Here is a 24,600-nt window from a genome sequence, read left to right as displayed (position 1 = left end):
CGCCTCACCCATCTCCGATGCGTCCGCAACCCGCGGCGTTCAGCCACAGGACCGGAACCAGATGTCGGGGGAGCCTAGAGCTCGTTACTTCATAGTGTCAAGTAATTCACACGCAACAATGCGAGAGGTCGAACTCATCGACGCAGGAGCAGGCGCACTACCGACAGACCGCGCCATCGAGGCCACGGATCTTGGCGGCGTCCGGTCCATGTTTAAATAACGGCGTCAATAAATGTGGAGCGGAGATCGATGACTAAGACGCCGAACCAGATCGTCCACCTGCGAGCCGCGGCCGTCTCCGTGGTCTATGACCTCAGCGCGCCCACGCCTCAGGTCCTGCACTGGGGAGCCGACCTCGGACCGCTCGACGAGGCCGGCCTCGCCGCCCTCTCCCTCACGGCGGCGGCCGCGGTGCTCAACAACGCGCCGGACACCCCGCGAGTCTTCTCGATGCTCCCGACCGAGTACGAGGCATGGTCCGGCACTCCCGCCATCGCCGGGCATCTCGGCGGAACGCGCACGACCCCCCGTCCGAAGACCGTCGACTGGGACGTCGAGGTACCCGCCGACGGCGTGGGTGGGGCGCTCTCCGTACGCCTGCGCGACTCGGTGACTCCGGTGGAGATCGACCTCCACCACCGCCTCACCCACGCCGGCCTGCTCGAGACGAGCCTCACCCTCCGGCGCGTCGCCGAGGGATCACGCACAGACGACACCCCGTACGACCTGACCGGGCTGCTCAGCTTGATGCCAGTACCCGGGCGGGCGGACGAAATCCTGGAGCTGTCCGGCAAGTGGTGCCGTGAGCGTTCACCGCAACGCACGGCGTTCATCGACGGCACGCACGCCCGGCATGTGCGCCGGGGCAAGCCCGGACACGACTCGCCGTACCTGATGTTCGCCGGAACGTCGGGGTTCGGCTTCCGGCACGGCGAAGTCTGGGCCAGCCACGTGGCGTGGAGCGGCAACCAGCACTGGCTCGCCGAACGACTCCCCGAGGGCGCGGGTGCGCTGCGCGGTGTCCTCGGCGGCGGCGAACTGCTCACACCCGGCGAGGTGCGGCTCATGCCCGGCGCGGGGTATCAGACGCCCCGTGTCGTGTACGCCTGGTCTGACGCAGGTATGGATGGTGTTGCCGATCGCTTCCACACCGCCCTGCGCAGCCGCCCGCAGCACCCGACGTCGCCCCGCCCACTGGTGCTCAACACATGGGAAGTCGTCTACTTCGACCATGCCCTCGACCGGCTGCTCGATCTCGCCGACCGCGCCGCCCAGGTCGGCGTCGAACGTGTCGTCCTCGACGACGGCTGGTTCGGGGCCCGCCGAGATGCCACCGCGGGTCTCGGCGACTGGAGCGTCTCAACCGACGCCTGGCCCGAGGGGCTGCACCCGTTCGTCGACCGGATCCGCGAACACGGTATGCAGTTCGGGCTCTGGTTCGAGCCCGAGATGGTCAACCTCGACTCAGACCTGGCCCGCGTGCATCCCGAATGGCTGCTCGCGCCCAGCGCGGGACTCGGACCGTCCTCGCGCCAGCAGTACGTCCTGAACATCGCACATCCGGACGCATGGGCGTACCTGCACGAGCAGCTGCGGAAGCTGATCGGCACCTACGGCATCGACTTCATCAAATGGGACCACAACCGCGACCTGCACGAGGCAGTCTGGCGCGACCCCGACGGCGACCGGCCCGCCGTACACGAGCAGACAGTCGCGCTCTACCGGCTCATCGACGCCCTCAAGGCCGACCATCCCGGCCTGGAGATCGAAAGCTGCGCGGGTGGAGGCGGTCGCATCGACCTCGGCATTCTCGAACGCACCGACCGCGTCTGGCCCTCCGACTGCAACGACCCGATCGAACGTGAGGTGATCCAGCAGTGGACATCACTGCTCCTGCCACCCGAACTGATCGCCTCACACGTCGGCGGCGCTGAATCGCACACGACCCACCGCGTGACCGCTACACCATTCCGCCTGATCACCTCGCTGTTCGCGCACGCCGGCATCGAGTGGGACCTCACCCGGTGTAACGCCGGGGACCTGCGGACGCTGCGCGAGTGGGCGGGCCTCTACCGTGAGGCACGCGATCTGCTGCACACCGGCCGAACGGTCCACGCCGACCTCGAGGACCCCGCGACGCTGCTGCACGGTGTGGTCGCCGGCGACGGTACGCGCGCTCTCTACGTGTGGGCGCGCCTCGCCACCTCAGCCGCCGGACAGTCCGGGCGCGTCCGGTTTCCCAGCCTCGACCCGGCGGCCTCGTACCGCGTGCGCATCCGGCGGGACCTCGGCGACGCGAGCCTCCACCAAAACAGCGGCCCAGCCTGGTTCGACGCGGCACGTACCGACTGGATCACCCTGCCCGGCACAGTCCTGGCCACGGCCGGAGTCCCCATGCCCACCCTCAACCCCCAGCAGGCGCTGCTGATCGAGCTGGAACGGCTAGTGCCGTGTCCATAATCCGGGGCGGTTCAGCGACACCTTTTAGGCGGTGCTGCTTGTGCGCAGGACGGTGGCGCGGAATCCTGCCACCAGGGGCCGCAGGTCGACTCGGTGCCATGCGGCCCATAGCTGGACGCATGTGTCGTGCCAGGGAAGCGGGCGCACCGTGACATCCTCAGTGGTGGCGCGGGCCATGCTTTTTTGCACGAGTGCGAGTCCGAGCCCAGAGGCGACCAGGCCTAGCGCGGTCAGTGGCTCGGCGGCATCGAGGCGGATGTCGGGCGTGAAGCCGCCTGCCGTGCAGGCGGCGATGAACGTGTCCCGCCAGGCGGGGTCCTGGGCGTTCTCGACTGCGATCCACGGCTGACCATCGAGGTCCCCGGGAGTCACTTTTTCCTGGTTGGCGAGTGGATGCCCTGCGGGCAGGGCGAGTAGCAGCGGGTCCTCGAGCAGCGGTGCGGCCAGTAGGTCAGCGTCATCCGCGGTCGGAGGTTCATGGACGAACGCGATGTCGAGGCTGCGCTGCCGCAGGCCTTCAAGCTGCTCGGTAGGCGGAAGGTTGTACAGAGCGATGTGGACGCCGGGGCGTTTGTTGTGCAGAGCGCGTAGTGCGCGGGGCAGGATGCCGGTGTGCATGGCGTCTGTGACGTAGCCGATGCACAGGCCGCCCTCGTCTCCACGGCCAAGCCGACGGCCCAAGTTCTCCAGACGATCCGCATGCCGCAGCAGCGCGCGGGCTTCGGCCAGGAAGACCTGGCCGTCACGGGTGAGCCGGATCCTTTGCTGGCCACGTTCGAACAGGGTAAGACCCAGGTTCTGCTCGAGCTGCGCGATCTGCCGGCTGAGCGGCGACTGGGAGATGTGCAGCCGCTCGGCGGCTTGGCCGACGTGTTCGGTCTCGGCGACGGCGACGAAGTAGCGGAGTTGCCGCAAGTCAAGCATTAAGACCTCGAAGGACTCAAGTGTGTCCAAGTAAGTCTTGGACAGTCTCAACTTTAGATCCTAGCCTCGAACGCGTCAGACCGACGGACCGCGCACACGGCGCAGAGGCACATCCGTCGCAGCTCGTACAGCAAGGATCCGCACCATGTCCATCAAGTCCTTCCTGCCCGGCCGCCTGGGTTTCGGTACCGCACCGCTGGGCAACATGTTCCGGGCCATACCCGACGAGGAGGCCGCCGCCACCGTGGCGGCTGCCTGGGACAACGGCATCCGCTACTTCGACACCGGACCCTTCTACGGCGCGGGCCTGTCCGAGATCCGGCTTGGTGAAGCGCTGGCCGGCCGCCCCCGCGACGAGTTCGTCCTGAGCACGAAGGTCGGCCGCGTCATCCTCGACGAGATCGAGGACCCCTCCGCCCGCGACCTGGGAGAGAAGGGCGGCCTATTCGAACACGGACGCACCAACAAGATCATCAACGACTACTCGGCCGACGCCACGCTGCGCTCCATCGAGGACAGCCTCAAGCGACTGAGGACAGACCGCCTCGACATCGTGTGGGTGCACGACGTCGCGCAGGACTTCTACGGCGACGAGTGGCTCGCTGCCTACGAAACAGCCCGCACCGGCGCATTTCGGGTGCTGCAGAGGCTGCGCGACGAAGGCGTCATCAGGGCCTGGGGCCTTGGTGTCAACCGGGTCGAGCCCCTGGAGTTGACGCTGGACCTCGAGGAGCCGAAGCCGGATGCGTTCCTCCTCGCCGGCCGCTATACGCTGCTTGACCACGAGCGCGCTCTGCAGCGGCTGTTGCCGGCCGCGGAGGCCCAGAACGTCGACATCGTCGTCGGCGGACCGTACAGCTCCGGCGTCCTGGCCGGCGGACAGCACTTCGAGTACCAGAAGGCCCCCGCCGCGGTCATCGCCAAGGTGGAGCGCGTCAAGGCACTCGCAGCGCAGCACGGCGTCGGGATCAAGGCGGCAGCGCTGCAGTTCTCCCTTGCTCATCCCGCGGTCGCCGCGACCATCCCCGGCGCTTCCAAGCCGAGCCGCATCGCAGAGGACGTCGCCGCGCTCGATGAGAGGGTCCCGGCGGCCTTCTGGACGGCTCTGCGCACTGAGGGGCTGATCGCTCAGGACGCCCCCGTACCCAGCGCCTGACCTCTACCTCACCTGTTCAGGAGACGACCATGGCAACTACGACCGCGACCATCGACATCCCTGTGCCCGCCGAGCGTGTCTGGCAGCTCATCGGCGGCTTCGGCTCCCTGCCTGACTGGCTGCCCTACATTCCAGCGAGCACGCTCAGCGAGGGCGGCCGCGTCCGCAGCCTCACGGACGAGGAGGGCCGCGTCATCGCCGAACGCCTCGAAGCGTTCGACAACCAAGCGCGCACGTACAGCTACTCCATTCTCCAGGCCCCGTTCCCTGTCACCGGCTACCGCTCTACCCTCACCGTGCACGAGGTGCCCGGCGGGCAGAGCCGTGTTGAGTGGTCCGGGACCTTCACACCGGCAGGGACAAGCGAAGAAGAAGCGATCACCTTGTTCTACGGCATCTACACCGAGGGCCTAGCCGCACTGAAGAAGACGCTCGACGCGTGAACACGGGATGCTCGGTGGCGCTGGCGGCGCCACGGATTCTCGTTACGGTGCCGTTGAGCTGTCCAGTGCCTCGACGGCCTTGACGAGCGGCTGCAGCTTGGGATCGCCGGCGGCGCGGCCGAGGGCTTCGCGGAGCGCCGTGTCGTGGGTAGGACGGGCCTCGGCGAGCAGGGCAAGGCCGTCCGGGGTGACGTCGGTGTAAATGCCGCGGCGGTCGGTCGGGCATAGGTAGCGGGACAGGAGCCCTCGGTCCTCGAGGCGTGAGACCAGCCGCGTGGCGGCGCTCTGGCTGAGGACCACGGCGTCGGCTACCTGGTGCATGCGTAGGTGGCCGCCCTCCCCGTTGTGCTGGCGGCTGAGGACGTCAAGGAGGGAGTACTCGCGCGCGCTCAGCCCGTGCCGGCTCTGCAGCGCGCGTTCGATGTGCGTCTCGATCCGGTCGTGCAGCACCGAGAGGGCGTACCAGCCATGGGCAAGCCCGGCGTCGGCGGCATCCGTGGCGATCATGGGTCCTCCTGCTGCGACAAGCGTTGGCATCCGCGCACGATCCACGATAGAGCACGCCCGCAACATCAGGCGTTTGCAATTAGACGCTCGTGCAATTATTGTTGGCGCGTGTTAGGTGTCTAAGCAACATCCGTGGGAAGGTCACCCATGCCCCTCGCACTCCTGGCCCTGGCCATCGGGGCCTTCGGGATCGGCACTACAGAGTTTGTGATCATGGGCTTGCTGCCCGAGGTCGCCACCGACTACTCAGTCACGATCCCGACCGCAGGCCTGCTGGTCACCGGTTACGCCCTTGGCGTCCTCATCGGCGCGCCGCTGATGACGGTTCTGGGCACCCGCATCACCCGCAAGCGCATGCTGATGCTTCTGATGGCGCTCTTCACTGTGGGCAACCTGACCTCCGCGCTCGCCCCCTCCTTCGGCGTGATGTTCGCCGGCCGTATCGTCACCTCGCTGGCGCACGGGGCATTCTTCGGCATCGGCTCAGTGGTCGCGGCCGATCTGGTCCCGCCGCAGAAGAAGGCAGGCGCCATCGCGACGATGTTCACCGGACTGACCGTTGCCAATGTGGTGGGCGTGCCCCTGGGGACGCTGGTGGGCCAGCACTACGGCTGGCGCGTCACGTTCCTGATCGTCGCCGCACTCGGCGTCGCCGGATTCGCCGGCATCGCCAGGCTCGTGCCGGAGCAGCCCCGCCCGCAGGGCGTCCATCTGCGCCACGAACTGAACGCCTTCCGCAACACCCAGGTGCTCCTGGCGATGGCGATGACCGTCCTCGGCTTCGGCGGCGTATTCGCCGCCATTACCTACATCGCGCCGATGATGACCCATATCGCCGGCTTCGGGGACGCCTCCGTGACATGGCTGCTCGTCCTGTTCGGACTAGGCATGGTCGGCGGCAACCTGCTCGGCGGCCGCTACGCCGATCGCCGCCTGATGCCCATGCTCTACGTCACGCTGGGCGCCCTCGCCCTCGTATTGGCGCTCTTCACGGTCACCGCACACCACAAGATCGCTGCCGCGATCACCATTGCACTGATCGGTGCACTCGGATTCGCCACCGTCCCGCCGCTGCAAAAGCGTGTCCTGGACCAGGCTGCGGGTGCCCCGACTCTTGCCTCCGCCGTCAACATCGGCGCCTTCAACCTCGGTAACGCGCTGTCGGCCTGGCTGGGCGGCATGGTGATCGCAGCCGGCTTCGGCTACACCGCACCCAACTGGATCGGCGCTCTGCTCACCGGCTCTGCCCTGGTGCTCGCCGTCGTTTCAGGCGCCCTTGAGCGTCGTGGCGCCACCCACGGCCTGGCCACCGACTCAGGTACGGCCGTCGAACGACGGCCCGCTTCCCCGCCAGTCCACCACTGACCAGCCACACCCCTATCCCTCTCATCCGCGAAGGAGAAATCACCGTGAGCACCATCGCCCATGCTGCAGCCATCACTCCGCTGACGACCGCCGACGCCGAAGCGCTCGTCGACGCCGCTCGCTCAGCCGCCGAGGCGGCCGGGGTGGCCATCAGCGTCACCGTGCTCGACGCCGGCGGCCACATGCTGGCCTTCCGCCGTGACGACCGGGCTGTGTTGATCTCCGGCGAGACCAGCACCCGCAAGGCGTTCACGGCCCTCCAACTGGACGCACCCACGGCGGACCTGGTCGACGCCGTCCAGCCCGGCGGCCCCTTCCACACCCTGCCCACCGCCCTCGACCGGCCGCTGCTGTTCATTGCCGGTGGCCTGCCCGTCCACCGCGATGGTCGGCTCATCGGTGCGATAGGCGTTGGCGGCGGGGCTCCGGAACAGGACCACGCGTTCGCCACCGCGGCGATCAGCACCCTGAGCTGACCACCGGTCCACGACCGGCCCCGGGCGTCCCTCTCGGCTACGAACAGGCGCCCGGGGCTACAGTGCCGGTCCGGCCCGGGGCAGAGCTCGGTCCATGTCACGTCGACTGACCGTGAGTACACCGACATCACGGTCAGCGCGCCTGACGGGCGATCTTTCGTGAGGCCGGTTGGGTCGCGTAGCGACCCAACCGGTTTGTTGCTTCCGGTCTGTGGTCAAACTCGATGCCCAGCCGTCGCACTGGGTGGGGCAGGGGAATACCCCAAATCCTGAGGTAAAGGACAGGGAGTTTTGCTGCCGACCATCGCTCCACTCCGGCTCCGGCATCTGCGTAACCGCCCGTCAGCGAGGGCTGATGGCGAATACCTGTACAAAGTAAGTTAAAAAGGTCCGCGAAGGCGACCGCACCCTGAACTTTCACGTACTGGTCGCCACGGCGGTGAACGTCGATGGTCACCGGGAGATCGGCTCACACACCACCTTCGTTGACGTGACCAACGCCTCAGCCACCGGCCCCCAAGACTCTGGGATGGCGCGTCCCTGCCGAGATCTTCAGTCCAGCTCTGGCACCATGACCATCTGTCACCGTTGCGATGATCACTCGAATCCGCCGCGCTGGCCGGATGTGGCAACAATTCCACTGAGACTTGTCCGGATCGGAGTCAAGGGTTCAATCTGTCGGCTGACATATCGTTTTGACTCACGGGGCCGGGGGGAGTCGCTTTCGATGGTTTCTTGGTATGCGTCCTCAGCGAGGCGGGCGGCCGATGTCTGAGCAGGTGAATTCCGGCCGATCTCCCCTGCGGCGTTCTGTCTCCAGGCGCACGGTATTGCTGTCGGCCGGCGGCGCGATGATGGTCGTCGGGCTTGGTTCAGGCGCGCGTCCGCGCCTCGTTCCGCGGGCGCTGTCGGCCGGGGCGGCCGGCGCGCCGACGGCGACCCTGCACCTGGTCCGTCCACAGGACATGCTCGTACTCGACTTCGACTTCTACAACCTGGCGCCGACGTTCGACACCGACCCGCCACAGTTGCGCCGCGTGGACTCCTCGATCTTCGCCTACGTCGTGGTCCGCTTCGAGTCCCAGCACGTGATGGAACAGACCATCTTGGAGGACTCGAGCAATCCGCACCCGGCGGCCGGCACCGTACGCAGCAAGGGGGTCGGCCCCAGCCGGATCGTGTTCGTCGTACCGGAGACGGTCAAGCTCCTCCCCTACACCGAGGAAGGCCTGCTGCAGTGGTGGCAGTGGATCATGCAGGTTCCCACCGGACCGCCCAACGGATCGCCTCCCGATGCGTTGCACACCGACCTGTTGCTGGTCGACTGGCTGCACCTCACTCCTGGGTGGGAGTCCCCCGAGCCGACGTCCACCTGGGCGCATTCCGCCACGCCCGTCACCCACGGTGACCGGACGGAACTGTGGCACACACGGCTGTCGCCGCGCGGCCCGAAGGGGAGGCCACAGGAGTCGATCGGCCTCCCGGCGCCGGCCGACGTCGCCGTTCCGAAGCTGCGCGCCGTGTACCGCGACCAGCCGGCCGGGGACGAGGCCTCGGTCTACCGCGACCTGCTTCCGCCACATTTCGTCGATCCCCCGACACAGATCGTCCAGTTGGCCGGCAATCCGACGCTCGGCGCGTACAAGCGGGTCAACGCCAACCTGCTCGCGCTCAGCGCAGTGGGCGCCACGCTGGACTTCGACGTCCAATGGGTCCCGACGGTCGGGTTCGAGCTCAAGCGCTGGGAGCACCATTCCTGGCTGGGCCGTGACAACAAGGTCGTCGTCGAGGAGTACGGCTTCCTGTTCCCGTTCGGGCATCGCGCGGAGTTGATCTCCGAGACCAAGCGGCAGGTCGATGCGGACACCGGGGTGGCCTACCTGAAGCAACGCCTGTTCATCCGGATCACCGAGCGCGTCAAGACCTATGCGGCGCCGTTCCAGAACTGGGGCGGGCGCGCGTTCCCGTTCACCGACGTCACCATCAAGAACACCACGCTTCCGGATCTGCCGGAGAAGCTCGACCCGCTTCAGGGCGGGCCGCCCGACGCGACGTCCCCGGCGTTCTGGATCCAGGACATCAACGCCCTCAAGCCCGGCGGTGGCCACTCCGACGTGGTCTTCGCCCTCGTGGCCACCGACGTGGCCGGTCGGCGGATCGAGTTCACCTCGCCGATGGCGTTCATGCCGGCGGATCCCGCCCGGAACACCGGCGACCCGCTGTTCAAGAGCGTGCTCGGCAAGTTCGGCACCTACGCCGACATCGTCGGGCCGGAGGCGGACGCCCGCCGGGTGATCGACCTGCGCGGCCAGACCGTGGCCTACGCGAAGGAGGAGACGCCGGGGACGGCGAGCTTCCCGACGGTCCGCTGGTACTGGGGCGTCGAAGGACCACGGGGCACCGTGCTCCCCCCGCTTCAACCCGGTCAGCCCTCGGACGGCAAGGACCACGCCCACGTGGACTCGCCGGTGTTCTACCCGAGGCTGCTCGCCGGCGAGGCTCAGGTCCCGGCCGTCGACGCCGTCATCGGCACCGGCGGCCCGGTGCTCCTCATGCCGGATCCGAAATACCTCGAGCATGACTTCGGGTTCAACAAGGCGCTGGCCGCCGCTGGAAACGACCCGGAGATATTCGTACGGGTGCAGGACTCGGTCGCCGCTCTTGACCGGTTGAGCCGGGGGGACCGGAGCGACGACAAGCCGGTCTTGCGTTCGGTCGAAAACAGCCTCAATGCCGGCGGCGTCGCCACCCCGCATATGATGGTCGGCGGTCTTTCCAGGGTCTCCGGCGTGGCCCTCGGGCTGCAAGACTCGATCGACACCGTCCAGGACAGCGGAAAGATAAAGTTCGATCAGTCCTTCCCGCCCAACATCAAAGACCTCGTCTCGCAGGCGGGGTTGTTCGGCGAGATCGCCCTGGGCCTGCTCTTCGATGAAGGCAACATCAAGAGCCACGGACCTAAAATACATAAGGTCTTTGATTTCCCAAAGGACAAAGACGGCAAAATACATTACCAGTATGCGCCGATCGGCCAGACGATCACCATGACCTTCGAGGAGACGGTGACGGCGAAACCGCCGCCTCCCTTCAAGGTGATAACGGGGTTCAGCGGCGTTCTGACAAAGGTCTCGCTGGTCGTCACCAATCAGATCCTTTTCGACAACAAGGACGCCGACACGGTCGACAAGGCGATCGCCAAGGTCGACGCGAGTGTGACGGACTTCAAGATCGATCTGACCCCCATCGTCGTCACGTTCAACAAGTTCGTATTCACCTATCAGCTCGGCCCCGGCGCGAAATGCGATCCGGACATCAAATCCATCGAGCTCTCCGCGCCGCTGGATTTCCTGAGCGGACTGATGAAGCTCATCGGCCTGGCCCCCTCAGACTCGGATTCGGCCGCGCGCGCCGGGGAACGCCGCGTCGCCGCGCGTGCCGGTTCGCGCCTCGCCGCCACGAAGAAGTTCGGACTCGGCTTCAAAATAACCGATTTCGACATGACCAAGATCGGGGTCGGCGTCTCACTCAACTTCCCCGATCTCGCACTGGGTCTCTTCACGCTCGAAGGAATCCACGTTGATGTCGGCGTGATCCTCCCCTTCCAGCCGTTCGCGCTGGGCGGGCCGGTAACGGGCAGTGCGACGGGGAAAGGCGGCCCGTTGCGGGCGTCGCTCGGCTTCGGGGCCCCCTCCGACAAATTCAAGGTCAGCGTCTACGGTCTCGGCGGCGGCGGGCACTTCCTCCTGGAGGCCAGTACGAGGAGGCTGGAGAAGCTCGAAGCATCGATCGAGGTCATCGGCAATGTGGCCCTCGACCTCGTCGTCGCCGCCGGCCGGCTCCTCATCGAGCTCGGTGTCTTCTTCAGCATGCAGGTCAAGGACAGGGATGCGCCTCTGGTAGGGACCTACTCCGAGGTTCACCTGGGCGGTTACCTGCGGGCCACCGGCCGCCTGAGCGTCCTCGGTCTGATCAACATCACCGCGGAGCTCTACGCCGACATCGAATACGTCAACGTGGCCGGAGTCGGATCCGTCTGGTTCCACGCGCACCTGACCGTCTCCATCGACATCACGTTCTGGCACGTGAGCGTGGGAATCGAATTCACCAAGGTCTTCGGCGGCGGCAGCTCGCCGGACACCGTCGCCACGCACGCGTCGGCCCGCGCCCTCTCGGATCGGAGCCATACCTTCGGCGATCTGATGAGTAGGGACGACTGGGCTCTCTACTGTGCCTCATTCGCCGGCTGACGCTGAACCGCGAGGAGTTTTGATATGGCCGCGTCGCAAATCGTGTGGACGCCCGTGCCGAACGGCTATGCCAACGGAATGCTGCGGATATCCGTTCTCGTCGCCCCCCGCCTGTCGGGTGCCACGACGCTGAGCGGTTTTACCGACTGGCTGACGTGGCCCCAGGTCAAGCCGGCGTACTCGGTGACCTTTCAGGGCGGCAATAAGGTGCCCGCCACCATCGCCGGCCCGGCCCCTCGGCTGGATCTGTGGCAGCGGCTCTTCACCAAGGACACACCGGTCGCGGCACGGCCCGCTCCGCTGGCCGCCGCGGGCGTTCCGCCCATTCGTTCCTGGCCGAGCGTCGCGGCCCGGTCCATGGCCTATTCCGAGCACACCCTGACGATGGCGTTCAATCCGACCGCGCCTGCGACCGTCAACGACTACTTTCCAAACGAGGGGGGCGGAACTGCCCGAAAGCACCTCACGGAGGGCGAACCCGTCACCGACATTTACATGTCCCCCCAACGGCGACTGAAAGCCATCGAAGCGATCAACACTGAACTGGCCAAGGGCTTTTTCTTGGGAGGCTCACTGCCGGGGTTCTCCGCGGCGGAGATCAATTTTCTCCTCGCGGAGTTGTTTCACAACAGAAAAGACAACACCAATCCCGCACCGAAGACCCACTCCCTTGCCGCCCACATGAACATCATCCAGAATCCCGGCGATCTGGACTTTCACACGGCGTTGAGCTCTTTTGCGCAGTATCCGATGCTGCAGCGCTCGCTCGGCCTGATCGTCGATCTCACCGTGGACCCGGCCGCTATCGGAGTTCCCATTCCCAGCGACCCGGTCAACCTCACCCTGGAGGTCGCCTGGCCTGGGGCCGCGTCCTACGACCCGATCTACCCCGTGGTGGCCGCGACGCTGACCAAGACCGCGTTCGCGGCGAAGCCCGCGGGCACGACGACGAAGGACGGCTTCCTCGCGCTCAACACGGATCAATACGGCGTCATCGAGGTCGAGGCCGATGCGGCCGCCGCCCTGCTGACGACGTTCAGCACGACCCTCAACACCCGCAACACGGCCCCGATATTCGGGCTCAGAAAATCGCACAAGCCGGCGACCGCCGCCCGCCCGCATGACAGCGGCGATCCCGGCGGGGCGCCCGCACCCGTGCCGGCCCTGCGCAGCAGCGGCTTCTCCATCGTTCAGTTCGGCCGTGCCAAGCAGCTCCACCAGACGCTGACGAAGACCACGACGAGGGCCGCGAACCTCACCAGGCTCGCCACGGACCCCTTCTCCGCCGAGGACCTCACCTACGGGGTCCGGGTCGACGTCTGGGACGACACGTCCAAACTCTGGTACAGCCTGTGCCGCCGCAAGGGAACCTACGACGTCAACGGAATGGCGATCACCGCCGAGGACGAGGGCGTCGTCCACCTCGCGCACACCCAGCGGGTCGATGATCCGACGATCTACCTGCACGAGTCGATGTTCAACTGGAGCGGCTACAGCCTGGTGACCAACCGTCCGGGAAGCACGCAGGAGACGATCAACGGGAGACAGACGACGGTCGGCCCCGACAGTGACGCCACCGGTCCGGTGAAGCTCAAGACCTCCTTCCACGCGACCGGACTGCCCAAGCTGCGTTATGGCCGGAGCTACCGGTTCCGAGCGCGCACAGTGGACATCACCGGCAACAGCCGAGGGCCGGAGGACCCGGCCACGGATGCCGGCTCCCCCATGGTCAAGTACCTGAGGTTCGAGGCGGTCACCGCGCCCGTGCTCCTGCCGACCGCTCCGCGGACCACAGGAGAGTCGGCACTGCTCATGGTGATCAGAGGGAACTACGACGCTCCGGCCAAGGGGGACTGCCAGCGCCACGTCGTCCAGCCGAGGATGAGCCAGCTGATGGCGGAGCACCACGGCCTGTACGACGTGCCGGCTTCGCCCCTCAATCCGGGCGGGATGGACGTCTCCGCCTACTCTGATATCGCCGAACGCGACAGGAGATCGCTGAACTCCGGCGGCACCGCTGATCCGGACGGCTGGGGCGATACCCACTACCACTCCGACCCGGTGCTCGCGGTCCCCTACATCACCGATGTGCTCGCCCGCGGCGTCGCCTTTCGCGGGCTCCCCGGGATGGACGCCGACGAGATCTTCTCCGTTGACTTCGCGAATCTTCTCCCGCTGGGAGGGCCCAATGCCTTCCGGATCCGCCTGATCAACGGCACGGGAAAACCGAATTACGATCGTGTGTCCCGCGTCTTGACGGTTCGGCTCCCTGCCGGCGAGACCGTCGACGTGGCCTACTCCAGCCGGATGAACGACGCCGACGTGGACCTGCTGGGAGTCTGGAACTGGTTCGTTCAGAGCGGGCGGACTCCCAGCGGCGGACTGACCGTTCAGGACCTCCGTAAACTCGCCGCCCAGGGGCAGCTCTGGCAACTGACCCCGCCGAAGACGCTGCGGCTCTCCCACGCCGTCATCCAGCCCATCGCACCGCCCACCTACGTCAAGCCGGTAGCGGTACGTCAGCCGGGCGACACCACGGCACGGATCATCGACGTGCTGAAGTTCCACCGGGCGAGCACGCACCACGTGGACATCGAGGCGACGTGGACCGAGTCGCTCGACGACCCCGGCAGCCCCGAGCCGACCCTGCGCAAGGGCAGCGCGCACGTCGTGAAGCTCGTGGCGGCGGCGGATGATCCCGAAGGTGACCGGCTCCCCCTCAACGACCTCCACGAGTTTCACGACACCGTCCACCGCCAGGTCACCTTCGGCGCGACCGGCTCGTCGCGCTACGTGGAGTTCTTCGTGAGCAAGACCGAGGTCGAACTGTCGGGGACCACACCGGTCACGCTGGCCAAGGGCGGCATCGCGGTCGGAACCCTCACCGTCACCGACCTCCTCACCAACAAGGTCTTCAAGCAGGACTTCAGCTCGTCGAGCGAGGTGGTGGGGGACTACGTCGTGAACCACGCGGCCGGAACGTTGGCCCGGTCGGGCCAGGGATCGGCCATCGCCGATGGTGCCACCGTAGCGGTCGAATTCGTCGAGGGCTCGGTGACCAGGACGAACACCGAGGCACAGCAGCCGATCGTGGTGAACGTCCGATCCTCGGCACGGCCGTCGGTTCCCGACATCGCCTATATCGTTCCCACCTTCGGCTGGGAGAAGACGGCCGACAACACGAAGATCTCCAGCATCCGGCGCGGAAGCGGATTGCGCGTATATCTCCGCCGCCCGTGGTATTCGTCGGGCGACGGCGAGATTCTGGGCGTTGTCCTGTTCGAGGGGAAGGGCGATCTGCCAGCGAACCTCCGACAGTACGTCACCTTGCGCGGGCAGGACCCGATATTCGCCTCCGCGCCGACAACGGTCGCCCCCGGCATAAGTGAATTTCCGCTGGCGCGTGGTCCGAAGCCGGGATATCGCCTGGCCGAGTCGGACCTTCTCAAGGAGCTCACCGAGACGGTCGCCGTGGCTCCGCACGCGATTGCCTACGACAAGGATCGGCAGATGTGGTACTGCGACATAACGATGGCGCAGGATAATTCCTACAATCCGTTTGTTCGGCTCGCGCTGGCGCGTTTCCAGCCGAACTCCTTGAGCGGCCTCGAGATATCACCGATCGTGCTGGCCCAGTTCGCCCAGCTCAATCCGGACCGCACCTTGTCGATGGTCTTCAACGCCTCTGACGCGACTCTCGTTCATGTCGGCGTCGCGGGCACGACCTACACGGCGGCCACGGACAAGAAATCGCAGCTGAAGGTCCTGGTTCAGGTGGCCGACCCGAAGCCGGTCGGGGCCGTGGGCTGGAGAACGGACTCAGAGGTCGAGCTCGCGCCCTCCGGCGGCCAGTGGGGCAGCGACATCAGGCTGCCCGCGGGCCGCGGCAGCCGGCAGATGCGACTGGTGGTCGAGGAGCGTGAACGGCTGTCCGACCAGGGCACCCGGCTCGTCTACGTAGACGCCATTGAGATCTGACAGCGAAGGAACCAAATCGATGAGACGAAGCCTCTGGTTTTCGCGCCTTGCGGTCGCGGCCACCCTCGGCTGCTCCGGCGCGGTCGCCGCACATTCCACGGCCGATGCCGACACCCGTCCGGGCGGACGGCATTCTGCGACGGCGGCCGAGCCACAGCGGGCTGCGCAGGTGAAGTCACGCGTTCTGCGCACGTCGAAGGCGCTGGCGCGACGTGCCGGGTCCACCCTCCCGGCCGGAGGGTTCGGGAACGGTATCTTCCAGGTCTATGAAACCTCGGCGAGAAGCAGTGCCGGGGTAGGCCAGTTCACGGTCATGACCGGCGCGAACAATCCTTCGGGCGCGGGCCGCGACGTGCTGTTCGGCCAGGGAGCGCCCGGGACGAGCTACATGATCGTCCGCGATGTGACTGCGGGCGTGGATTATGTACAGGGCCGGATGCTCACCCATTCGAACGAGGTTTCGCTCGACGATCGGGTGTCATTCCAGCAGACCACGGGGACCACCACGACGACCCACTGGCAACCCGGACCTTTCTCCCTGGCTCAGGCCGTCTCGGTCACCGGCGATACCGCGGCGAACTCGCGCGTCACCGTCACCACGACGATCAGTGATTTCAGCACGCCTCGGCACCAGTACCAGATCCAGTATCTGTGGGACACCGAGATCGGCGCCGATGACGGACCCGTCATCCAACCCCGGACGGCGGGCGTGCCCTACGGGCCGTTCGACCCGACCATCGGCGTGGAGCAGACCAGCACGGCGGCGGGCGACACCGTCGTCGTCGACGATCACGTCAACAGCGGGCCCCCCAGCCTGGCCGTAGCGCTGTCGGGTTCCGACGATCCCCAAGCGGTGCCCGATTCCGTGAAGTACCTGTGCTGGCCGGACGCGATCTTCGCCCCGCTCGGCGGATACGTCACCGACAACACCCGAGACATCAGTGCCCCGCGCTCTGACTGCCTCAACGCGCAGGGAAACGCCGACTCGGCGGTCGAGCATCTCTGGTCGGCGGACGCGAGCAAAAGTCCCTCCGGGGTGGTCAAGGTCGCGGCCTCCCTCAGGATGAGCCCGCCGACGCCGTACGCCACAACGATGCGGGCCGGAGGCATCTCGCTCGGTTCCGCGACGGCGACCCTCACCGACACCGCGACCGGGAAGCCGATCGCGGGCCGAGCCGTGAAGTTCAGCGCCGGCGGCCGCACGGCCTGCGACATGGTCACCGATGCCGCAGGCAAAGCCACCTGCGGCGGCCTGCTCGGCGGCCTCCTCGGCTACGACGTCAGCTACGCCGGAGGCGCCATCTGGGGCCCGTCCACCGCCCACGGCGGCCTCCTGCTGAGAGGCCGGGCCCACACCCCCTTCCGGTAGTCGACGCAACAATGCATGGCCCGCGGATGACTGGGCGGGTCGCCGACCGGACCGATGGCAGGCGCGTCATGTCCCGGCTACGTTGTGCGGATGGTTGAGCCACAGCCGAAAGGCCGGCTGCGGCGATCACCATCCGTACCCGTTCCCGGCCGACGGCACCGCAGCTTCCTTCGGCCCCGCCGCTGATCGAGCCCATGGACAAGACCATCTGGCGGGCGACGTTGCGTGAACTCCGTACCCATCGGAAGCTCTCCCAGGTAACGCTGACCGGGGAGGACCCCAGCTGCCCTGGCAGCGTCTTGCTCAGCGACAGCGATCCCTCAGTGGACAGCCATCTGAGCAAGGCCCAACTCCTCCAGGCGTTCGGCCGCTACGCGGGCACCTCCTGAGAGGATCACCAGCATCGTCGCGACGGCGGCGAATTTAGCGATGGCACTCATTCGGCCGTTGCGCAGCAACTCCCTACCGTGTGGTGCACACCCAGGTGATCCAGCGGCCGCCGCCTGCGTTGGATATGGCGTCCTTCTCGGCTTCGATACGTGTGTCGCCACGACCGCCCCAGTACCTGTTGGTGCGGGAGTTGTATGCGATGGCGCCACAGCCGTTGACGAAACCCACGAGGACCTTGCAGTTGGAGCGCGGGCACTCATTCAATGCCCGCCGTTCAGCGGCGGCCGCGGTGCTGAAGTCCCAGGATTTGCCGACGCTGCCATCGTGCGCCACGGCAATGGCTCCGTAGTGCTGCGGCGGCGGTGAGTACGTGTCGGGCGGAGAGTACGGCGTGAAGCTGGGCACCGACGGCGGGCTATAGCTGGGCGGCGTCGGCATGTCCGGCACCGTGGGCGCCGCAGCAGCCCGCTTGCCCCACGAGGCGCCGACGTCGAACCCCCACCACAGGACGGCGCCGCCACCGATCAGCAGCACGAAGACCGCGACAATGACGATAACGACCGCCGCGTTGTTGTTCGGCCGCCGCGGGCCGGGCGGCCCCCATCCCGGGGGCCCGGGCGGCATCGGTGGTCCGGGCGGGCCGGGCGGAGGCCCGTACGCTGGCGGCCGGCCGCCGTACGGCGGTTGCGGGGGTTGCACAGTGACCCACTCCCAGATCCGTCAATGTCCGGAAGATCGTAGCGGTTATCCCATCACTACAAAGCAGGACTAAGACGTCATTTCCGGCAAATCGGCTCCGGGCCGCCCCGGCGGTTGCCATCCGCCCTTCGGAGCCTTCTTCGTCATTTCTTCTCCTCTCGGATTGCGCGCTGCGGGTCGGCGCAGCGGCTTCTATTCATCGATCGTGAGGTGCTCGATCGCGCGTCGCCGGTCTTCGCTGGTGAAAAGGCTTTAGCGGCGGGCGGGCTCAAGCGAGTGGCCAAGATTTTCGGCGACGATGACGATGTCGGTGCCGGCGGCGCGGTACCGGGACTGCCCCTCCCCTGGCTCCGACTACCTCGAGCGCATCGCCGGCGTTCGGCCCTCCGCCGCCGTGGGCAGGACGGGCGCGTGTGCTCGCTGCGTGCTCGGCCGCCATGAAACGACCCGGTACGCGGTCGGGTTCAACCCGACGGCCACTTCAGCCAGGCCGGTTGGCCGTCGCCCAGACATGCGCCGGTCTCGAAGCCAATGACGCGCGCAGGTGTCGGCGTACGGCTTCCTGTGCAGAGCCATGTACAGGTAAACGTGCAGAGTTGATCAGCAAAGACCTCCATGGCCTTCCGTCTCGTCCACATTCACCGGCAGGGATTCGCGTGTCTCCACGCGTGCGCGCGGCCGGCGGGTCCAGTCAGGTGAGGAGTTTCGCGAGCTGGGCCATTTCGGTGGGTGGGTTGATCACCGGCTGGATGAGGAGTTCGTCAATGCCGGCCTGTTCCAGAGTGGTGATCCGGGCGAGGAGGTCGCCGCGGGTGCCGACAAGGGCCAGGGTGTTCATTAGCGAAGGCAGGACCAGGTCCCGGTCCTGCGGTGCGATGCGTCCGAGGTAGTTGGGGTAGAGCTTGGTGTGCCTGTCCGGCGCGGTGGCGGTGGTGCCGCGCCGGTCGAGGAGTCGCCGCACCGCCTCGCGTTCGGCGGGGCCGAGTTGCTCGACGAAGGCGGGTGTGTCGGCGGCGAAGGCCAGCAGCGACAGGACAAGGTGGCCCGTCGCGTCCCGGGCCGCGTCGCCGTGAGGGTCCTCGTCCTCGTCGAGTATGTGCAGCGCGGTGACCACATAAGAGTTCGCCCGGGAGTCGGGGTCGCGGGGCATGCGGCGGGCGTCGTGCAACGCCTGCCACGCGGCGGGGTCCAGCAGGCCGAAGGAGATGAGGCCGGTGCCGCGGCGGCCGGTGCCGCGGCGGCCGGCGACGGCGGCGGCCTTCGGTCCGCCCAGCGCGGCCACGACGAACTCGATCGGGTCGGCGGTGTTCACGTGCGCCCCGGCGTGCAGGAACCGGATGTCGCGGCCCCGGTCACCTTCGCGGTACTCGGTCGAGCGTCCGGCGCACAGGTCCTGCAGTGCGGCGGTGAAGTTCTCCAGCGTGGCTGCCGTGGTCGGCCGCATGCCCAGGGTGCGCCGGGTGTCCGTTCCCGTTGAAGTTGGCCGGAGGTCGGGGTCGTGAGCTGGTAGGTGGCCAACTTCGGTGGGATTGAGGGCGATCGTTGTCTCGTTGAATCTGGCCTGTTGTTTCTGGATCTCGGTGGATGTCCGGGTCGAGTTGGCCTGAGTGGTCCGGATTGGTCGACGGCTCGTTATCGGAGGGGCTGCTTGGGATTGTGGCTCATTGGGTTGCCCGTCGGGTCGACCAGTTCCAGGCGATCGGGAGGATGAGGGTGGCTACGGCAGCTCCGGAGAGGGCGAGAGAGGAGTAGCCGCCCGTGTCCATGACGGGTCCGCAGATGACTCCGCCTCCAGCGGCGGCGATGCCCATGCCGACCTCGCCGTACCCTTCCAGTCGTGGACGCTGCCGGGTGGGGACGCCGTTGGTGAGCAGGGCGCTGCCGGCGATCAGGGCGAGGTTCCATCCCACCCCCAGCAGCAGCATCGCCGCGGCGAGGATAGGTGGGGAGCCCGCGGCGGCTGCGGCTAGCCCGGCGCCGGTGACGAGAACCGTTGCGGCGCAGATAGGCCGCACGCTGGCCGCCGGCGCGGTCTGTGAGCCGTCCGCTGAGCGGCGAGGGCGCGAACATGCCGGCAACGTGCAGGCTGACGACGAGTCCGATGGCGCCGAGACCGCTACCGAGGTGGTGCAGCTGGACCGGTGCCATTGTCATGACTGCGACCATCACGAGGTTGGCCAGCGCGAGGACGGCCAGCCCCACAACGCGGTGGCGGCTGAGCACGACGGGAACAGCAGGGGCGACGCCAGGGGCAGGCGCGTCCCCGACGGCGGAGTCCGGGGTGGGCAACCCAATCGCGAGTGTGCCTGTCGCCGCCGCGAAGCCAATCGCCGCGATCAGGTACGGTCCGCCCAGCGGGGGGAGCCCGAACCAGGTGGCCAGGCTGCTTGCTGGCGCGAGCAGGTTCGGTCCGGCGACCGCCCCAATAGTGGTCGCGGCCAGTACGGACGCCATGGCCCGGCCGCGTCGGGTCGGGGAGGCGAGGTCTGCGGCGGCGTACCGGCCCAGCATCACCGCGGTGTTGCCCGCGCCGAGCAGCAGGCTGCCCGCCAGGACCAGTGGCAGGCTCGCGGACACGGCGGCGACGGTCACCACGAGGCATCCGGCGACCGCCAGGGCCGCGCCGGTGCTCAGCGCGGCGCGGCGACCGCGGCGGCGCGCCAATCCTGAAAGAAGCAGGGCCGCGAGGGCGGAGCCAGTCACTAGCAGCGCCGACGGCAGACCGGTCACAGCGTCGGAGCCGGTGATCTCGCCGGCGAGTAGCGACCCGGCTGTGCCAGCGAGGGACTGCGCGAACCCGCCCAACACGCTGGCCGCCCGCAGCACGTGCAGGGGCCGAGTCGATGTGGCGGTGCGGTGTTGTCGCCGGCCGGCCGCCTCCGGCTGCGGGCTGGCGCCGGGAGTGGTGGTCGTCATCGCGCCGGCGGTCGCTGGGCTGGGCGTGTGGGTTCGAGGTGTGGGCCGAGAAGCAGGGTCAGCTGGTCGCGGACGTGCTCGGCTGGGCTGCCACTGCCGGCCAGGCCCCAGGTGACGAGCGCCCCGTTGTAGGCGGCGTGAATCGCCCGCGGTAGTCGGCTGAGATCACCTGAGATGAGCTCACCGGCGGCTTGGCTGGCAGTCAGGACGTCTCCGATGGCGCGCTCCACAGCGGCGGTGTAGTCGCGGCTGATCCGCTGGAACTGCGGATCAGCGAGGTCCAGCAGCAGGAACGCCAGGTGGTTGGCGAACTCCTCCGAGCTGCGCATGGTACCGGCGATGCCGGCGAGCACATCGATCAGAGCCACGGCGGGAGCACTCGCGTCTTGAGCCGCGGCCACCTGGCGGGGCAAGGTATCGGCCCCGTGACGGGCCACCGCCAGCAGGACTCCGCGTTTGGACCCGAAGCGCTGCACCACGGTAGCCGCCGACAATCCGACCTCACGGCCCACCTCAGCCAGCGTCAACCGTGCGGGACCCACACGCGCGATCACGCGCGCGGCGCCTGCGAGGACCTGCTCGTCGCTCACCGTTCGCGGCCGTCCAATCGTCATGGGAACATACTAAACGAATAATCGTTTACTATGTCGCCTGACCCCGATAGAGGAGATGACTATGACGACCGCGACTCCCAACACCGCCTATGCGGCCCCTGCGGACGAGGCTGCCGTCGCGGCTGCGGCCGCAGGGCTGCAAGCCCGCGGTTACCACGTCCGCCGCGTGCCCGATGCGGCCGCGGCACGGCAGGCGGCGCTGGACCTGCTGCCCGACGGCGCTGAGGTGTTCACCGCGTCTTCGGTGACCGCCGACGCGATCGGCCTGTCCCAGGAGATCGAAAGATCCAGCCGCTACACCGCGACCCGACCACAGCTGATGGCGATGGACCCCACGACCCAGATGAGCGAGATGCGCCGCCTCGGCGCCGCCCCGCAGTGGGTGGTCGGCAGCGTCCACGCGCTGACCCACGACGGAGATCTTGTCATCGCCTCCGCAAGCGGCAGCCAGCTGGCCTCAATGGCCTACGGCGCCCAGAACGTGCTGTTCATCATTGGCGCCCAGAAAATCGTCCCTGACCTCGACACCGCCATGCGGCGCGTCCACGAGTACAGCCTGCCGCTGGAGGACGCCCGCGCCCGCTCGGCCTACGGCATGGGCAGCACCGTCCACAAGGTCTTGACGCTGCACGGCGACATCGAAGAAGGGCGCATCCGCGTGGTGCTCGTCGACGAGCCGCTCGGCTTCTGACCCACCTGATCTGCGAAGGAGACACCACCAATGACGCCACCGCTCATCGGACAGATCGCCCTCGTCGCCGGCGCCACCCGCGGCGCCGGGCGCGGCATCGCCGTCGAACTCGGCACCGCCGGCGCCACCGTCTACGTCACCGGCCGCTCCACCCGCACCGCCCGATCCGACCTAAACCGCGTAGAGACGATCGAGGACACCGCCGAGCTGGTCACCGACGCCGGCGGCACCGGCATCGCCATCCGCTGCGACCACACCCGCCCCGAGGACGTCGCCGCCGTCATCGAGCGGGTTCGCGCCGATCACGGTCGCCTGAACGTGCTGGTCAACGATGTGTGGGGCGGGGACCCGCTCACCGAGTGGGGAACCCCGTTCTGGCAGCTTGACTTGGCCAAGGTCCAGACGTTGTGGGAACGCGCCGTACTCACGCACCTGATCACCAGCCAGCATGCGGTACCACTCATGCTGGAACACCCCGGCGGCCTCATCGTCGAGGTGACCGACGGCGACGGCGCCCACTACCGCGGGAACCTGGCCTACGACCTGGTCAAGACCGCCGTCAATCGCCTGGCACTGGCCCAGGCCGAGGAACTGCGCCCGCACGGCATCACCGCCCTCGCCGTCACCCCCGGATTCCTGCGCTCGGAAGCCATGCTCGACGGGTTCGGCGTCTCCGAGGCCAACTGGCGCGACGCCGGCGAGCGCGACCCGCACTTCCTGGCCTCGGAAACCCCTCGCTATATCGGCCGCGTCATCACCGCCCTGGCCACCGACCCCCACGTCGAACGCAAGAGCGGACAGGTATTGACATCCTGGGATCTCGCCGAGGAATACGACGTGTACGACCTCGACGGCAGCCGCCCGCACTGGGGCCGCCACTTCACCAACAACATCCTCAACGCACCCGCCTGACCATCGATCGCCGACAGCCCGCGGAGGTGCGCCAGAACATCGGCGCCGCCGCGCCGGGCGCACCTCCGCAGCGCAGGGGGATGGGTGAGGAAACCGGCACGGCTTATGTGGAGGCGATCGACCAGCCCGGACTGCGGATGGTCCGCCCTGCGGGCCCAAAGTACGTGGCCTCACGCACCCTGCGAACAGCCGAGTTGAACAACTTTGAGGCTGGCGAGCCCGCTGGCGGCGGCCGGGGCCGAGCGCAGCGCCGGTGAGGTCACGCCGATGCCGAGCCTGATGCGGCTGGTGGCCTTCGCACACAGTCCCAGGGCGACGAAGGGGTCGCCGTGGACCATCGGGGTGTCGTTGACCCAGAAGCTGTGCAAGCCCAACTCCTCGGCCCGCACGGCGAGGTCCTCCACGCCGGGGTGCGCGGTGACCACGACGCCTGCACGCATCAAACCCCCAAGGCACAAGGATCGAATCGAACTCGCCCAGCATGACGGCTCAACAGCTTTGCACGTAGATCCGTACCCAGCTCTGCACGCCAAGGAGTACGCCGACAGCAGGTGCCGGTGAGAGGGTCAACGGGGGCTTTGGGCCTCGGATAGCGGTGCGCGTGTTGGCGGAATGTGCGTTCGTCCTACGGCGCTTCGGGCTGTGGCGAAGACGGCGGGTGGTGGGGTGCCGTCCTGGGCTTCCCAGCCGTGGGGGGCTGTCAGTTGCTCGATTGTCCAGCCGCAGCGGGCGAATAGCGGTTCGGGTTCGTCCACGCCAAAGCGCCACTGGGCTTGGGCGGTCTCGGTGACGGCGTCTGCGACCTGGGTCATGCTGGTCACCATGGCTTTGCTGACCAGGTCGGCGGCGAGGCGGCTGCCGGGGGCGCTGATGTGGGAGAGAGTGGCGAGCAGGTGTTCGGCTGCTCTGGGGTCGAGGTAGACGAGGAGTCCTTCGGCGATCCAGAGGCAGGGTGCGGTGGGTTGGTAGCCACAGGCGCGGAGCTGGCCGGTCCAGTCGCCGGTCAGGTCGGCGGGGACGGTTCTGCGGTCACACCGCGGGTGTGCGTCAAGACCGGTGAGGGTGGTGTTCTTGTCCTCGAGGAGTTCGCCTCGGTCGATTTCGAAGACGACGACGCCCTGGGGCCAGTCGAGTCGGTATGCGCGGGTGTCAAGGCCGGCGCCGAGCAAGGCCACCTGGCCGATGTTCTCGGCGTGGACGGTGTGGGTGATCAGGTCGTCGAAATGGCGGGTGCGGGCGGGCAGGTAGGTGTCGCGGCGGCCGAGGGAGTGTTCGTAGCGTTCCAGGAGCGTGAAACCTTCGGGACCGGCGAGTGCGGCGGCGAGGTCGTCGGTGAAGAGCGGGTCGGGCCGGTTGGACTCGACGGCGCGTGCGGCGGCGGTGATCAGCGCTGTCCGGGCTACCGCATGTTCTTCGTTCACTGGTGCACCGTCCTTGTGTCGGTGGTCTTGAG

At 67.6% G+C, this 24,600-nt stretch carries 20 protein-coding genes and 1 pseudogene; 11 read left to right on the top strand and 10 right to left on the bottom strand.

Translation table 11 applies throughout. The features are described 5' to 3' along the window. Positions 1 to 249 precede the first annotated feature (249 nt). On the top strand, positions 250 to 2,460 hold the full coding sequence (locus NE236_RS18525) for an alpha-galactosidase (protein ID WP_252843270.1): 2,211 nt from the start codon (positions 250 to 252) through the stop codon (positions 2,458 to 2,460). Between the two features lie 24 nt (positions 2,461 to 2,484). On the opposite strand, the gene NE236_RS18520 is transcribed toward NE236_RS18525, so the two are convergent. Then, positions 2,485 to 3,435: a LysR substrate-binding domain-containing protein gene (locus NE236_RS18520; protein WP_252843269.1), complete on the bottom strand. Its 951-nt coding sequence runs from the start codon at positions 3,433 to 3,435 to the stop codon at positions 2,485 to 2,487. Positions 3,436 to 3,529: 94 nt separating this feature from the next. Here NE236_RS18520 and NE236_RS18515 point away from each other — a divergent pair, with 94 nt between their 5' ends. Beyond that, positions 3,530 to 4,540 (top strand): aldo/keto reductase, encoded by a 1,011-nt coding sequence (locus NE236_RS18515; protein ID WP_252843268.1) that lies wholly within the window; start codon positions 3,530 to 3,532, stop codon positions 4,538 to 4,540. A 29-nt stretch (positions 4,541 to 4,569) separates the two neighbouring features. Beyond that, entirely contained in the window at positions 4,570 to 4,983 is a 414-nt protein-coding gene (locus NE236_RS18510) for an SRPBCC family protein (RefSeq protein ID WP_252843267.1), read from the top strand. Between the two features lie 42 nt (positions 4,984 to 5,025). Here NE236_RS18510 and NE236_RS18505 read toward each other — a convergent pair whose 3' ends face one another. Next, on the bottom strand, positions 5,026 to 5,490 hold the full coding sequence (locus NE236_RS18505) for a MarR family winged helix-turn-helix transcriptional regulator (protein WP_252843266.1): 465 nt from the start codon (positions 5,488 to 5,490) through the stop codon (positions 5,026 to 5,028). A gap of 147 nt (positions 5,491 to 5,637) precedes the next feature. Between NE236_RS18505 and NE236_RS18500 the strand changes: the two genes are divergently transcribed. Together NE236_RS18500 and NE236_RS18495 are read left to right on the top strand one after the other, a co-directional pair. Next, a complete protein-coding gene (locus NE236_RS18500; RefSeq protein WP_252843265.1) occupies positions 5,638 to 6,855 on the top strand; it encodes an MFS transporter in 1,218 nt (405 codons plus the stop codon). Positions 6,856 to 6,899: 44 nt separating this feature from the next. Continuing rightward, positions 6,900 to 7,331, top strand: a complete 432-nt coding sequence (locus NE236_RS18495) for a GlcG/HbpS family heme-binding protein (RefSeq protein WP_252843264.1) — start codon at positions 6,900 to 6,902, stop codon at positions 7,329 to 7,331. A 133-nt stretch (positions 7,332 to 7,464) separates the two neighbouring features. On the opposite strand, the gene NE236_RS18490 is transcribed toward NE236_RS18495, so the two are convergent. Then, positions 7,465 to 7,788 carry a hypothetical protein gene (locus NE236_RS18490; protein ID WP_252843263.1) on the bottom strand — a complete coding sequence of 108 codons (324 nt, stop codon included), beginning with the start codon at positions 7,786 to 7,788 and terminating at the stop codon, positions 7,465 to 7,467. A 310-nt stretch (positions 7,789 to 8,098) separates the two neighbouring features. Here NE236_RS18490 and NE236_RS18485 point away from each other — a divergent pair, with 310 nt between their 5' ends. The 4 genes from NE236_RS18485 to NE236_RS18470 all read left to right on the top strand — a co-directional run bounded on the left by NE236_RS18485 (position 8,099) and on the right by NE236_RS18470 (position 17,314). Next, positions 8,099 to 11,578: a hypothetical protein gene (locus tag NE236_RS18485; protein ID WP_252843262.1), complete on the top strand. Its 3,480-nt coding sequence runs from the start codon at positions 8,099 to 8,101 to the stop codon at positions 11,576 to 11,578. Between the two features lie 24 nt (positions 11,579 to 11,602). Beyond that, a complete protein-coding gene (locus tag NE236_RS18480) occupies positions 11,603 to 15,556 on the top strand; it encodes a hypothetical protein (RefSeq protein WP_252843261.1) in 3,954 nt (1,317 codons plus the stop codon). 169 nt (positions 15,557 to 15,725) lie between these two features. Further along, complete coding sequence (locus NE236_RS18475) at positions 15,726 to 16,925, top strand: hypothetical protein (RefSeq protein WP_252843260.1); 1,200 nt, start codon at positions 15,726 to 15,728, stop codon at positions 16,923 to 16,925. 194 nt (positions 16,926 to 17,119) lie between these two features. Next, the gene (locus NE236_RS18470) at positions 17,120 to 17,314 is read left to right on the top strand and encodes a hypothetical protein (RefSeq protein WP_252843259.1); all 195 of its coding nucleotides are present in this window, start codon (positions 17,120 to 17,122) and stop codon (positions 17,312 to 17,314) included. 73 nt (positions 17,315 to 17,387) lie between these two features. Here the strand turns inward: NE236_RS18470 and NE236_RS18465 are convergent, their stop codons facing one another. The 5 genes and pseudogenes from NE236_RS18465 to NE236_RS18450 all read right to left on the bottom strand — a co-directional run bounded on the left by NE236_RS18465 (position 17,388) and on the right by NE236_RS18450 (position 21,544). Next, a complete protein-coding gene (locus NE236_RS18465) occupies positions 17,388 to 17,849 on the bottom strand; it encodes a DUF4189 domain-containing protein (protein WP_252843258.1) in 462 nt (153 codons plus the stop codon). Between the two features lie 856 nt (positions 17,850 to 18,705). Then, a complete protein-coding gene (locus tag NE236_RS18460) occupies positions 18,706 to 19,458 on the bottom strand; it encodes a 5,10-methylene tetrahydromethanopterin reductase (RefSeq protein WP_252843257.1) in 753 nt (250 codons plus the stop codon). Positions 19,459 to 19,675: 217 nt separating this feature from the next. After that, positions 19,676 to 19,939 carry a hypothetical protein gene (locus tag NE236_RS18455; RefSeq protein ID WP_252843256.1) on the bottom strand — a complete coding sequence of 88 codons (264 nt, stop codon included), beginning with the start codon at positions 19,937 to 19,939 and terminating at the stop codon, positions 19,676 to 19,678. Positions 19,940 to 20,027: 88 nt separating this feature from the next. Continuing rightward, a pseudogene (locus NE236_RS45085) lies at positions 20,028 to 20,930 on the bottom strand (MFS transporter); the annotation flags it as partial. Continuing rightward, on the bottom strand, positions 20,927 to 21,544 hold the full coding sequence (locus NE236_RS18450; protein ID WP_252843255.1) for a TetR/AcrR family transcriptional regulator: 618 nt from the start codon (positions 21,542 to 21,544) through the stop codon (positions 20,927 to 20,929). The gene NE236_RS18450 and the pseudogene NE236_RS45085, both read right to left, overlap by 4 nt. A gap of 61 nt (positions 21,545 to 21,605) precedes the next feature. Here NE236_RS18450 and NE236_RS18445 point away from each other — a divergent pair, with 61 nt between their 5' ends. Further along, positions 21,606 to 22,235 (top strand): LUD domain-containing protein, encoded by a 630-nt coding sequence (locus tag NE236_RS18445; protein WP_252843254.1) that lies wholly within the window; start codon positions 21,606 to 21,608, stop codon positions 22,233 to 22,235. Positions 22,236 to 22,265: 30 nt separating this feature from the next. Beyond that, on the top strand, positions 22,266 to 23,147 hold the full coding sequence (locus tag NE236_RS18440) for an SDR family oxidoreductase (protein WP_252843253.1): 882 nt from the start codon (positions 22,266 to 22,268) through the stop codon (positions 23,145 to 23,147). Between the two features lie 170 nt (positions 23,148 to 23,317). Here NE236_RS18440 and NE236_RS18435 read toward each other — a convergent pair whose 3' ends face one another. After that, a complete protein-coding gene (locus NE236_RS18435) occupies positions 23,318 to 23,587 on the bottom strand; it encodes an LLM class flavin-dependent oxidoreductase (protein ID WP_252843395.1) in 270 nt (89 codons plus the stop codon). Between the two features lie 126 nt (positions 23,588 to 23,713). Further along, on the bottom strand, positions 23,714 to 24,568 hold the full coding sequence (locus tag NE236_RS18430) for an SAM-dependent methyltransferase (RefSeq protein ID WP_252843252.1): 855 nt from the start codon (positions 24,566 to 24,568) through the stop codon (positions 23,714 to 23,716). Positions 24,569 to 24,600: the final 32 nt, after the last annotated feature.

Origin of the sequence: Actinoallomurus purpureus, assembly GCF_024055795.1 — a bacterium.
In the GTDB taxonomy this organism is placed as follows: domain Bacteria; phylum Actinomycetota; class Actinomycetes; order Streptosporangiales; family Streptosporangiaceae; genus Actinoallomurus; species Actinoallomurus purpureus.
The sequence above is the reverse complement of the archived record's forward strand: the minus strand, read 5'-3'. Positions and strand labels throughout refer to the sequence as shown.

Bases quoted from the DNA above. Each gene is read 5' to 3' on its own strand.
- NE236_RS18525 (WP_252843270.1), top strand. From the start codon at position 250: ATGACTAAGACGCCGAACCAGATCGTCCACCTGCGAGCCGCGGCCGTC.
- NE236_RS18515 (WP_252843268.1), top strand. From the start codon at position 3,530: ATGTCCATCAAGTCCTTCCTGCCCGGCCGCCTGGGTTTCGGTACCGCA.
- NE236_RS18510 (WP_252843267.1), top strand. From the start codon at position 4,570: ATGGCAACTACGACCGCGACCATCGACATCCCTGTGCCCGCCGAGCGT.
- NE236_RS18505 (WP_252843266.1), bottom strand. From the start codon at position 5,490: ATGATCGCCACGGATGCCGCCGACGCCGGGCTTGCCCATGGCTGGTAC.
- NE236_RS18500 (WP_252843265.1), top strand. From the start codon at position 5,638: ATGCCCCTCGCACTCCTGGCCCTGGCCATCGGGGCCTTCGGGATCGGC.
- NE236_RS18485 (WP_252843262.1), top strand. From the start codon at position 8,099: ATGTCTGAGCAGGTGAATTCCGGCCGATCTCCCCTGCGGCGTTCTGTC.
- NE236_RS18480 (WP_252843261.1), top strand. From the start codon at position 11,603: ATGGCCGCGTCGCAAATCGTGTGGACGCCCGTGCCGAACGGCTATGCC.
- NE236_RS18470 (WP_252843259.1), top strand. From the start codon at position 17,120: ATGGACAAGACCATCTGGCGGGCGACGTTGCGTGAACTCCGTACCCAT.
- NE236_RS18460 (WP_252843257.1), bottom strand. From the start codon at position 19,458: ATGCGGCCGACCACGGCAGCCACGCTGGAGAACTTCACCGCCGCACTG.
- NE236_RS18455 (WP_252843256.1), bottom strand. From the start codon at position 19,939: ATGCTGCTGCTGGGGGTGGGATGGAACCTCGCCCTGATCGCCGGCAGC.
- NE236_RS18450 (WP_252843255.1), bottom strand. From the start codon at position 21,544: ATGACGATTGGACGGCCGCGAACGGTGAGCGACGAGCAGGTCCTCGCA.
- NE236_RS18445 (WP_252843254.1), top strand. From the start codon at position 21,606: ATGACGACCGCGACTCCCAACACCGCCTATGCGGCCCCTGCGGACGAG.
- NE236_RS18440 (WP_252843253.1), top strand. From the start codon at position 22,266: ATGACGCCACCGCTCATCGGACAGATCGCCCTCGTCGCCGGCGCCACC.
- NE236_RS18435 (WP_252843395.1), bottom strand. From the start codon at position 23,587: ATGCGTGCAGGCGTCGTGGTCACCGCGCACCCCGGCGTGGAGGACCTC.